This window comes from Leifsonia sp. RCC_180 (assembly GCF_058138205.1).
The window spans coordinates 1,899,994-1,910,400 of the sequence record NZ_CP200340.1 but is presented as its reverse complement, the minus strand read 5'-3'; the positions used below and the strand labels follow the sequence as shown (position 1 = coordinate 1,910,400).

Genomic DNA, 10,407 nt, shown 5'->3' with positions numbered 1-10,407 from the left:
ATGCCGCGCACCCGTGACGAGATGGCCGCCCGCGCCGCGCAGGAGCTGGAGGACGGCTCCTACGTGAACCTGGGGATCGGCCTGCCCACGCTCATCCCGAATCACCTCCCGGACGGCGTGCACGTCGTCCTGCATTCCGAGAACGGCATCCTCGGCGTCGGGCCGTACCCGTGGGAGGGCGAAGAGGATCCGAAGCTCATCAACGCGGGCAAGGAGACGGTCACCGTGCTCCCCGGCGCGAGCTACTTCGACTCAGCGATGAGCTTCGGGATGATCCGGGGCGGACGCATCGCGACCGCCGTCCTCGGCGCCATGCAGGTCTCCGCGTCCGGCGACATCGCCAACTGGGCCGTGCCCGGCAAGATGGTCAAGGGGATGGGCGGCGCCATGGACCTGGTCAACGGCGCCGAGCGCGTGATCGTCGTGATGGAGCACGTCGCCAAGGACGGCACACCGAAGCTGGTGGAGCAGTGCACCCTCCCGCTCACCGGCCGGGGGTGCGTGGACCGGATCATCACCGACCTCGCCGTCATGGATGTCACCGACGACGGCTTGGTACTGCGAGAACTCGCTCCCGGCACCACCGAAGAACAGGTGGTCGCGGCGACCGGCGCGCCGCTCACGATCGCGCTGGAGCGCATCCATGCCTGAGTTGCGCGAAGTCGTGATCTGCTCGCCCCTGCGGACGCCCGTCGGCCGGATGGTAGGCGCCCTGGCCCCCGTGCCGGCGCTCGCGCTCGCCGAGACGGTGCTGTCGGCCCTGCTGGAGCGCACGGGGATCGATCCGGCCGTCGTGGAGGGCGTGATCGGGTCCCAGGGGTATCCCACGATGGAGGCGCCCGCCTTCGGCCGCGTCGCCGCCCTGAACGCGGGCTTCCCGGTGACGACGACCGGCTACCAGCTCGACCGCCGGTGCGGGTCCGGACTCCAGGCCGTGATCAACGCGGCGATGGAGGTGCAGACCGGTGCGAGCGATGTGCTGGTCGCGCTGGGCGCGGAGTCCATGTCGAACGCCCCTCTCTATACGGAGCAGGGTCGCCGCGGGCTGCCGCCCGGCGGGCTGATGCTGCACGACGCGCTGGCCCGCGGTCGGGAGACCGTCGGTGGCCGGAACTTCCCGACGCCGGAGGGCAACGTCGGTTCGGCCGAGACGCTGCGCCGCGAGTACGGCATCCCGCGCGAGGCTCAGGATGCGCTGGCCCTGCGGTCCCACCAGCGCGCCGTCGCGGCCCAGGAGTCCGGTGCGTTCGACGCGGAGCTGGTACCCGTGACGGTGCCCGGCCGGCGCGGCGACGTCGTGGTCGCCCGCGACGAGCATCCCCGCGCCGACACGACGCTCGAGGCGCTCGCCGGTCTCCGCCCCATCCTCGGCCGCGACGATCCGGACGCCACGGTCACCGCGGGCAACTCCAGCGGCCAGAACGACGCGGCCGCCGCGGCGATCGTCACGACGCCCGAGCGCGCCGCGGAGCTCGGCCTCACCCCGATGCTGCGGCTGCGGTCGTGGGCCGTCGCCGGCAACGACCCGCGCATGTTCGGCGTCGCCCCCGTCCCCGCCGCGAACCGCGCTCTGCAACGCGCCGGGCTCGGCTGGTCCGACATCGACGTGATCGAGCTCAACGAGGCGTTCGCCGTGCAGGTTCTCGCCTGTCTCGCCGACTGGGCCATCGACGCCGAGGACCCGCGCCTCAACCCGCGCGGCAGCGGCATCTCGATCGGGCACCCGATCGGGGCGACCGGCCTGCGGATGCTGGCGACCCTCGCGCACGAGCTCCCCGCCCTCGACGGCACCCTCGCCGTCGAGACCATGTGCATCGGGGGCGGCCAAGCGCTCGCCGCCGTCTTCGAGCGACTGTGAAGGACTGACATGACGTCGACCGAACCGACCGGCGATCGGCCCTGGCTGAACGCCGACCTCCCGACCAGCGAACGGATCGATCTGCTTCTGAACGCGATGACGCTCGAGGAGAAGGCCGGTCTCTTCTTTCACACCATGATCGGCGTGGGTGCGCTCACGGAGCCGAATCCGGTCTTCGGGACCCCCGCTCCCGTCGAATTCGTCGAGGGGCGGCGGCTGTCGCACTTCAACGTGGTGGGTGGCGGTGACGCCACCGCCCGGGAGCTGGCCGAGTGGCACAACGCCCTGCAGGAGGTCGCAGCCTCCACCCGCCTCGGCATCCCGGTGACCCTGTCCAGCGATCCGCGGCACTCGTTCACCGACAATCCCGGAACCGCGATGCTGGCTGGGCCCTTCTCGCAATGGCCGGAGCCGCTCGGGCTGGCGGCGATCGGCGACGAGGAGCTCGTGGAGCGGTTCGGCGACATCGCCCGGCAGGAGTACGTGGCCGTCGGACTGCGGGTCGCCCTGCATCCCCAGATCGATCTGGCCACCGAACCGCGCTGGTCGCGCCAGCTGGCGACCTTCGGTGAGGATGCGGAACTCACCGGCCGCTTGGGTTCGGCGTACGTCCGCGGGTTCCAGGGCACCTCGTTCGGTTCCGGATCCGTCTCGACGATGACGAAGCACTTCCCGGGCGGGGGCCCGCAGAAGGACGGCGAAGACCCCCACTTCGCCCACGGTCGAGAACAGGTCTACCCGGGCGGCGCCTTCGAACTGCACCTCAAACCCTTCGAGGCCCTCATCGCCGCCGGGACCCGTCAGATGATGCCCTACTACGGGATGCCCGTCGGAACCGATTACGAGGAGGTCGGATTCGGGTTCAACAAGTCGGTCATCACCGGGCTGCTGCGCCAGCGGTTCGGATTCGACGGAATCGTCTGCACCGACTGGGGGCTCCTGAGCGACCACGAGATCTTCGGCGACCCGTTCCCGGCCCGTGCGTGGGGAGTCGAGCACCTGAGCCCGCGCGAGCGGATGAAGAAGGTCATCGACGCCGGCGCCGATCAGTTCGGCGGCGAAGCCTGTCCCGAGCTGCTGGTCGACCTCGTCGTCTCGGGCGAGGTCACGGAGTCCCGCCTCGACGAGTCCGTACGTCGCATGCTGCGCGAGAAGTTCGAGCTCGGCCTGTTCGACCGCCCGTACGTCGACGCGGCTGCGGCGGATGAGATCGTAGGGAATCAGGAGTTCCGTGCCGCCGGGGAGCGAGCGCAGCGCGCATCCATCACCGTGCTGACCAACGGGTCCGCCGATTCGCCGGCGCTGCCCCTGGCCGCTGCCTCCCGGTTGTACGTCGAGGGCATCGACCCGGAGCGTCTCGCCGGGTACGGGGAGTTCGTGCCGACGCCGGAGGAGGCGGACGCGATCATCGTGCGACTGCACGCCCCGTACGAGCAGCGGCCCACCACCTTCGAGAGCATGTTCCATTCGGGCTCACTGGAGTTCCCGGACGAGCTCATCGATCACGTTCGCGAGCTCGCGAAGCATGCGCCCACCATCGTCGACGTCTTCGCCGACCGGCCGGCCATCCTCGCACCGATCGTCGAGGTCGCGGCCGCCGTCACGGTGAACTGGGGAGCGAGCGCCGAGGCGCTCCTCGACGTGCTGACCGGACGATTCGCTCCCCAGGGTCACCTTCCGTTCGACCTCCCGCGGTCGATGGACGCGGTCGAGGCGGCGCGGCCCGATGTGCCGTTCGACACCGCCGGTCCGCTGTTCCGCTTCGGTCACGGCATCACCGAGCTGGGCGCTCTTTGTCGTCAGAACGGGTAACGAGGGTGCCGCGCGGGCGATGCGGAGAACTTGGACATCGACGTCGCGCTTTCTACGGAGGAGTTGCGGAAGATCGACGCCATGAAGCGGTGCCGCCACCTGTCGGTGGCGCTGTCGCGGAAGATCTATGACTCGGCGACCTCACTGCGGTTGTGACTACTGGGTGCGTCGACGGAGGAACAGCGCCACCGTGATAGCAGCGGCGATGCAGAGTCCGCCATTGACCCAGATGGCGGTCGACACTCCAGCGAGTACCGTTTCGGTGAGCGGTGCGCTGCTGCCCACGACGGCGGCGGTGACCACAGCGCTCATGATGGGCGTTCCCAGGGTGATGCCGACCTGCTGGCTCATGGTGGTGAGCCCGGTGACGAGTCCTTGCTCATCCTTGCCCAGACCGGAAGTCGCGGTGACCATGAATCCGACGATGACCACCAGATTTGCGATGCCGCCGACGAAGGTCGCTACAAGCAGCAGCCAGATGGATCCCGGCTCCTCTGACAACAGCACGAGCGGCAGCGTCGCGAGGCCCTGAACGAGGAACCCGCCCACGATCGCCGCCTTGCTACCGACCCGGGCGATCACCTTGGGACCGAGGAGACCGCCGATCACGGTCCCGGCGCCGAGTACCGCGAAGGAAAGGCCTGCCGCGAGGGGTGAGTAGCCGAGCACTTTCTGCAGGTACAGGGTGAGGAGGAACACGAGCGAGGTCTCCGTGGCAAAGGCGAGCAGCCCCGACACGTTGCCCCATGAGACATTCGAGCGAGCGAGGATCCCCAGCGGCACGAGAGGAAATGCCGCTTTGCGTTCGACCAGCACGAACGAGGCGAGCAGCACGATCGCTGCCGCGAAAGACGTCAGTGTGGTCGGATCGGTCCAGGACCCTTCCGCCGCTGAGGTGAGGCCGAAGACGAGGGCGAGTAGCCCTAGTGTCACGGTGATCGCCCCCGGAACGTCGAGCTTCGTGCGCTCAGCCGCGCGACCTTCACGAAGCACGATCGGCGCGACGATCAGCACTGCTACGGCGATGGGCACGTTGATGAGGAAGGCCCAGCGCCACGAGAGCAAGTCCGTCAGCAGTCCGCCGAGGATGGCTCCGGTGGTGAAGCCGGCGGCCATGAGCGAGCCGTTGAGTCCGAGCGCTTTGTCCCGTGCCCGGCCCTCCGCAAAGGTCCCCAAGAGTAGCGCGAGCGCTGAGGGCACGACGATGGCCGTGGCGAAACCCTGTGCCACCCGGGCGATCAGCAGCAGTTCCGGCGTCGTGGCCAAGCCGCCGGCAAGCGAACCGATCCCGAGCAAGGCCATGCCGATCACGAACATCCGGCGACGCCCGGCAAGGTCCGCGACACGGCCCATCAGGAGTGTGAACCCGGCGGAGCAGAGAGCGAACGCTGTGGCGATCCACTGAAGATTCTCGATCGCGAAGCCGACGTCGGCGCCGATGGTCGGAAGTGCGACGTTGAGGATGGAGAAGTCCACCGCGAGCGTGAAGCTCGCCGTGAGCAGCACGGTCAGCGCGACCCGCTGTCTTCCGGTCATGGCGGGCGGGTTGTCTCCCTTCTGGCTGTCGGAGACAGCGGCTTGGGTTCCGGTGGTGGTCATGCGGTGCCTTCTTTCTGGTGATGACGTGGGCAACGATGCCGCTGCCTGGACTTCTCAACCACACCCGCTCGTGCCTACCACTGGCAGGGACAGGCACCTCGAGGCGAGAGACACCAGAATGGTGGGATGACGAGCCCGAGTGAGCTGGGAGATTTCCTCCGCCTGCGACGCGCTGCACTGCAGCCCGAGGACGTCGGGCTGGTGGGTTACGGCATCCGTCGGGTGCCCGGGCTGCGCCGGGAGGAACTCGCGATGCTCGCCGGGGTGAGCTCCACTTACTACACGCGTCTCGAGCAAGGGTTGAGCGTCAACGCCTCAGAGTCGGTGATCGACTCCATCGCCCGGGCCCTCAACCTGACGACGGATGAGCGCGCCCACCTTTTCGATCTGGCGCGGCCGCAAACCCGCCGGGCGGCGCAAGCCGGCGATGAAGCCGGATCATGCCCGGCCGGGCACGCTGCGACTGATCCACTCGCTACCCGACACGCCTGTCGTGATCATCGGCAGACGCAGTGAGGTTCTCGGCTGGAACACGCTGGGTCACCGCCTGGTCGCCGGGCATCTCGATATAGACAGTCCGGCGCGCCCTCAAGACCGGCCCAACACGACGCGCATGATCTTCCTCGACGGCTACACACGGGAGCTCTACGGACGTTGGCAGGAGGAAGCGGAACGGGCGGTGTCGTCGTTGCGTGTTCTCGCTGCCAAGAATCCCGATGACGCGGAACTGACCGCCCTGGTCGGTGATTTGAGCCTGAAGAGCACGGAGTTCGGCAAGCTGTGGGCCAAGCACCCGGTCGCGGCCTGCGTGTCCGGCGTCAAACTCTTCCACCATCCCGATGTCGGCGATTTCGAACTCGCCTTCGAGGTCCTCACCCCGCCCGACGACTCGATGCACCGACTGCTCATTTTCACCGCCGAGCCTGGATCGCCCGCCGAACAGGCGGTACAGCTCCTGGCTCGAGAGCTCGACGACCCGGCCACGCCCGCCAGCAGCGGCCAGCGCGGGCCTGCTGCGGTGCCCGCGCGCTTCTAGCGATCTGCCTGCATTATGCGGGTGGAACTCGCGCCGATCGCCCTGTACAGACCGCCACACTGAAGGAGCGCACCGTGATTCTGATCGCCATCATCGCGTGCGAGATCGCGTTCTGGGTGGCGATCCTGGCGGGATTGACCACGCGGTACCTGCTGCGACGCCCGCGAGTCGGGGCAGGGCTGCTCATCGCAGCGCCGCTGATCGACGTGGTTCTCCTGATCCTCGTGGCCGCGGACCTGGTCGGGGGCGGCGTCGCATCCTGGCACCACGGACTGGCAGCGATCTATATCGGAGTGTCGATCGCTTACGGAAAGAGCATGGTCGCATGGGCGGACGTTCGTTTCACTCATCGCTTCGCCGGGGGCCCCGCGCCGGTCCGGCTCGACGGCAGGAAATACACCGCCAAGTGCTGGGTGGACGTGGTCAGGACCGCCATCGCGGCGGGTATCGCGGCGGCGATACTCGGCGGGCTCATCCTCCTGGTCGATGACCCGCATCGTTCAGAGGCCCTACAGGCCTTCATTCCGATCCTCGGCTTCGTGCTCGGGATCGACGTCCTCTGGGCGGTCAGCTACACGGTCTGGCCACGGAAATCATTGAAGAACGCGACCGATCGGACCTGAACCGACTACTCAGCTACGAAATCCTGGACGGGGCCGAGTAGATCCGTTCGCAAGGCGCCCACGCCTGTTCCCAGGGCTATGCCGACACCCATGTTGCCGAGCGCTGCGGTCAGCCTCGCCCGCCGTCGACCCGCAGCGTCTCGCCGGTGACGAAGGGAGCGGACAGCAGCCAGAGCACCGCGTCGACGATGTCGCCGACAGTTCCGGTCCTTCTCACGAGCGTCCGGGATGCGGCGGCACTGAGGAACTCTGCCTTCTCGGCGCCGCGGCCGTCCCACAGTCCTGAGTCGATGATCCCGGGGGAGATCGCGTTCACGCGTACCGGGGCGAGTTCTGCGGCCAGATGCTGCGCCGCGAACGCGACGGCGCCGTTCGTGATTCCGGTCGTGTACGTTCCGGATCCTGGACGCCAGGCGACCTGACCGGAGAAGAGGGTGAGCGACTTCCGGATTTGGAAGTGCTTCGCGAGGAGGAGGGGGCCGGTGAGCTTCGCCGCTATCGCCTCCTGCACCCGTGTCAACTCCATGTCGCCGATCGGCGCGCTGTAGGTCATGCTCGCGGTCGAGATCACGTGGTCGATGGGGCCGACCTGCTCCGCAGCCGCAGCCACGGATGCCTCGTCGAGCAGATCGATCCGCAGCATCGTCTCGTCCCGTGGTGCGTGCGAGGAGGCGGTCACGTGCGCGCCCTCGGCATGTGCGGCCGCAGCGATGGCCGCGCCCAGGCGTTGGGCTCCGCCGACGACGAGGACGGTGCTGTTGGCGAGTCGTTCAGTCATGTTTCTTCTCCGATCGGTGCTGATGCACCCGACACTATGGAAAGGTAACTGGTGACTTCAAGGTAACCGGAGGGCCCTCTGTGACGTACAACATCATGTCGGCAACCTGCCCGTCGCGCGTCGTGCTGCACCGAATCGGCGCACGCTGGACAGTATTCATCGTCAACGCCCTCGAGCACGGGCCACTGCGATTCACCGCCCTTGCCACTCGTATCCAGGGCATCACACCGAAGGTTCTCGCAGAGACCCTGCGATCGCTGGAAGAGGACGGTCTGATCTCTCGAACCGTATTCGACGAGAACCCGCCTCACGTCGAGTACGAACTCACAGAGCTCGGCAGCTCCCTCCTCGTGCCTCTGCGCGCCGTGAGGGAATGGGCAGAGGCGCACGTCCCCGAGGTGCTCGCGGCCCGCGCCGCCCTCAACCCTGAACATCGGCAACCTGCGACCGCGCCGACGGGTGGACGGTGATCATCGGCACGACTGCGATGTCAGCGAGACGGTCGCTCGATCGAGTAGCGGCGCTCGATGCCCGCTGTCACGCGCCCCCACTCACTCCCTACGACCCGGTCCTGATGAGCCTGGAACGCGACGCACGCTGCACATGACTCAAACGTTATCGGCAGCCCCGACGATTGGTCGTGAGGGGAATGAGGCGGACCCTGTCGCATCGATCGCGCCTACCGCGAGGATGGGGTGATGACGAGCGGACTCCTGATCGGCGCATACACACAGAGCGTCCCCGATGTCGACGGTCACGCCGACGGCATCGTGAGCGCGGTCTTCGACGGGGAGAAGGTCACCGGAGCGGAGGTCGCGGCTCGCCTGGCGAACCCGTCGTGGCTGACCGCCAGTACAGACGGATCGCGAGTCTATTCGGTGATGGAGACGGCGCCGGATGGTGGCGTCGCCGCTTTCGCCCGCGACTCCTCGGGCTCGCTCACCCTGCTCGGCGCGGCGCCGGCGGGTGGTGCCGAGCCCGACCACCTCACACTCGACCCGAGCGAACGGTTCCTCGTCGTCGGCACCTACGGCGGCGGCTCGATCTCGGTGATCGCGCTCGACGACGACGGTGCTCTCGGCGAGCGGGTGGCGTTCGTGCAGCATCATGGCAGAGGCCCGGATGCAGGACGCCAGGAGAGCCCCCACGTTCACCACCTGGTCTTCGACGACGTCACCGGAGACCTCGTCGTGGTCGACTTGGGGCTCGGTCAGGTGGTCTTCTACGGATTCGGCGACGACGGGCAGCTGACCCTGCGCCCGAACGCGACGATTTCCTCCGGAGCCGCGGGACCCCGGCATCTTGCGTTCCACCCCGATGGGCAGCATGCCTTCGTCGTCAACGAGCTGGGCAACACCATCGACGTTCTGCGGCGCGACGGCGATCGGTTCGAGCGGGCCGGTACCGCATCCACTCGGCCGGTGGATGCGGTCGGCGAGAGTGCGACCGCAGCTGTGCGGGTGTCGCCCACCGGCAGCACCGTCTTTGCCACGAACCGGGGAGACGACACGATCGCGGTGTTCTCGTTCGACCCGGTGACCGGTCTGACGCTGGTGGCGAGCGAGCCTAGCCGTGGAAAGGCGCCCCGAGACCTCATCCTGTCTCAGGACGCACGCCGCGTCATCGTGGCAAACCAGGACAGTGACAGCGTGGCCGTCTTCGCCTTCGATGAAGGGACGCGGAGGCTGGAGTTCCTCTCGCTGGCATCCGTGCCGACGCCAACCTGCCTGCGGCTCGTGTAGGCGGCCATCAACCCCCTGCGGTTCGAACGGGTGGGCTCACCGAACGGACTCGTGGAGGGCGGCGGTCCGCCGCGAGGGTGGACAAGAGCTGCAGCCGGTCTTCGTGACCGGGGCGGGGAGTCATGACGATCATGGTGGCTCCGCCGGCGAGGCCGTACGCGTCCCACTCGACGTCGATGTCGCCGACGCGGGGGTGGCGTATGGTCTTGCCTCCTTGGACACGGTCGCGGACATCGTGTCGAGCCCACAGGGTCCGGAACTCGGCGCTACGAACGGACAGCGCACCGACGATGGCGATGGCGCGGGGGTGCTCCGGATCGTGGGCGATAGCGGTCCGAAGCATCCCGATGTATTCGATAGCCATCGCACGGCAGTCGGGGAACCGCAGTTGCGCCTCGTCGCGGAAGAGGGTGAGCAGCACATTCCGTTCCGCGGGAGAAACGTCTTCCTGGTCGCCCAGAAGTTCGGCGGCGAGCGGATTCCAGGCGAGGACATCGAGGTGTTCGCTGATGATGAACGCCGGCAGCGATGTCGCGCCGAGGAGGGCTCGGGCGTTTCGGGGAACGACAGCAGGGCGCCGGCGCGGTGTTGCGGGTGGGTTCCGGGCGGCTTGGGCGAGGCGCATCAGGTGGGAGCGTTCCACATCGTCGAAATCGAGGGCCTCGGCGATGGAGTCGAGGATTGCGTCGGACGGGTGGGCGTTGCGGCCCTGTTCGAGCCTTTGGTAGTAGTCCGTGCTGAGGCTGGCCAGGGCGGCGACCTCTTCGCGCCGCAGACCCGCGACGCGCCGACGCCCGCCCGGCTCGAGTCCGAGCTGTTCCGGGGTCGTCTGCTCCCGTCGAGACCGCAGGAACAGACCGAGTTCGCGTGCCGGCGACGTTTCGGTAGGCATTGCATCATTGTCACGCACGACGGCTCCGGCAGGGTCGTCCTGGCAGACCTAGGCACGTCAGGGCGAC

At 67.9% G+C, this 10,407-nt stretch carries 11 protein-coding genes and 1 pseudogene; 9 read left to right on the top strand and 3 right to left on the bottom strand.

The window, feature by feature from the left end; all coding sequences use genetic code 11:
- From AB7E03_RS09480 to AB7E03_RS09465, 4 genes are read left to right on the top strand one after another with little or no spacing between them, the layout of a single operon-like run.
- Complete coding sequence (locus tag AB7E03_RS09480) at nt 1–651, top strand: CoA transferase subunit B (RefSeq protein WP_489941169.1); 651 nt, start codon at nt 1–3, stop codon at nt 649–651.
- A complete protein-coding gene (locus AB7E03_RS09475) occupies nt 644–1,858 on the top strand; it encodes an acetyl-CoA C-acetyltransferase (RefSeq protein ID WP_489941168.1) in 1,215 nt (404 codons plus the stop codon). Before AB7E03_RS09480 ends, AB7E03_RS09475 begins: the two co-directional genes overlap by 8 nt.
- Before the next feature lie 9 nt (nt 1,859–1,867).
- Nucleotides 1,868–3,670, top strand: coding sequence for a glycoside hydrolase family 3 protein (locus AB7E03_RS09470; RefSeq protein WP_489941167.1), 1,803 nt, complete (start codon nt 1,868–1,870; stop codon nt 3,668–3,670).
- Nucleotides 3,671–3,700: 30 nt separating this feature from the next.
- Nucleotides 3,701–3,826 carry a hypothetical protein gene (locus tag AB7E03_RS09465; protein ID WP_489941166.1) on the top strand — a complete coding sequence of 42 codons (126 nt, stop codon included), beginning with the start codon at nt 3,701–3,703 and terminating at the stop codon, nt 3,824–3,826.
- Here the strand turns inward: AB7E03_RS09465 and AB7E03_RS09460 are convergent, their stop codons facing one another.
- Nucleotides 3,827–5,206: an MFS transporter gene (locus AB7E03_RS09460; RefSeq protein WP_489942896.1), complete on the bottom strand. Its 1,380-nt coding sequence runs from the start codon at nt 5,204–5,206 to the stop codon at nt 3,827–3,829.
- 189 nt (nt 5,207–5,395) lie between these two features.
- Here AB7E03_RS09460 and AB7E03_RS09455 point away from each other — a divergent pair.
- The 3 genes and pseudogenes from AB7E03_RS09455 to AB7E03_RS09445 all read left to right on the top strand — a co-directional run.
- Nucleotides 5,396–5,590: pseudogene (locus tag AB7E03_RS09455) on the top strand (helix-turn-helix domain-containing protein); the annotation flags it as partial.
- Between the two features lie 43 nt (nt 5,591–5,633).
- Nucleotides 5,634–6,305 (top strand): MmyB family transcriptional regulator, encoded by a 672-nt coding sequence (locus AB7E03_RS09450; protein WP_489941165.1) that lies wholly within the window; start codon nt 5,634–5,636, stop codon nt 6,303–6,305.
- Nucleotides 6,306–6,379: 74 nt separating this feature from the next.
- A complete protein-coding gene (locus AB7E03_RS09445) occupies nt 6,380–6,928 on the top strand; it encodes a hypothetical protein (RefSeq protein WP_489941164.1) in 549 nt (182 codons plus the stop codon).
- 109 nt (nt 6,929–7,037) lie between these two features.
- Here the strand turns inward: AB7E03_RS09445 and AB7E03_RS09440 are convergent, their stop codons facing one another.
- Nucleotides 7,038–7,706 (bottom strand): SDR family oxidoreductase, encoded by a 669-nt coding sequence (locus AB7E03_RS09440; protein ID WP_489941163.1) that lies wholly within the window; start codon nt 7,704–7,706, stop codon nt 7,038–7,040.
- Nucleotides 7,707–7,786: 80 nt separating this feature from the next.
- On the opposite strand from AB7E03_RS09440, the gene AB7E03_RS09435 reads away from it, so the two are divergent.
- On the top strand, nt 7,787–8,176 hold the full coding sequence (locus AB7E03_RS09435; RefSeq protein WP_489941162.1) for a winged helix-turn-helix transcriptional regulator: 390 nt from the start codon (nt 7,787–7,789) through the stop codon (nt 8,174–8,176).
- Between the two features lie 228 nt (nt 8,177–8,404).
- Entirely contained in the window at nt 8,405–9,448 is a 1,044-nt protein-coding gene (locus tag AB7E03_RS09430; RefSeq protein ID WP_489941161.1) for a lactonase family protein, read from the top strand.
- 7 nt (nt 9,449–9,455) lie between these two features.
- Here AB7E03_RS09430 and AB7E03_RS09425 read toward each other — a convergent pair whose 3' ends face one another.
- Nucleotides 9,456–10,340, bottom strand: coding sequence for a helix-turn-helix transcriptional regulator (locus tag AB7E03_RS09425; RefSeq protein WP_489941160.1), 885 nt, complete (start codon nt 10,338–10,340; stop codon nt 9,456–9,458).
- Nucleotides 10,341–10,407: the final 67 nt, after the last annotated feature.

Excerpts from the sequence above, each read along its gene's own strand:
- AB7E03_RS09450 (WP_489941165.1), top strand. The coding sequence starts at position 5,634 with ATGAGCGCGCCCACCTTTTCGATCTGGCGCGGCCGCAAACCCGCCGGG.
- AB7E03_RS09475 (WP_489941168.1), top strand. The coding sequence starts at position 644 with ATGCCTGAGTTGCGCGAAGTCGTGATCTGCTCGCCCCTGCGGACGCCC.
- AB7E03_RS09460 (WP_489942896.1), bottom strand. The coding sequence starts at position 5,206 with ATGACCGGAAGACAGCGGGTCGCGCTGACCGTGCTGCTCACGGCGAGC.
- AB7E03_RS09440 (WP_489941163.1), bottom strand. The coding sequence starts at position 7,706 with ATGACTGAACGACTCGCCAACAGCACCGTCCTCGTCGTCGGCGGAGCC.
- AB7E03_RS09425 (WP_489941160.1), bottom strand. The coding sequence starts at position 10,340 with ATGCCTACCGAAACGTCGCCGGCACGCGAACTCGGTCTGTTCCTGCGG.
- AB7E03_RS09430 (WP_489941161.1), top strand. The coding sequence starts at position 8,405 with ATGACGAGCGGACTCCTGATCGGCGCATACACACAGAGCGTCCCCGAT.
- AB7E03_RS09480 (WP_489941169.1), top strand. The coding sequence starts at position 1 with ATGCCGCGCACCCGTGACGAGATGGCCGCCCGCGCCGCGCAGGAGCTG.
- AB7E03_RS09470 (WP_489941167.1), top strand. The coding sequence starts at position 1,868 with ATGACGTCGACCGAACCGACCGGCGATCGGCCCTGGCTGAACGCCGAC.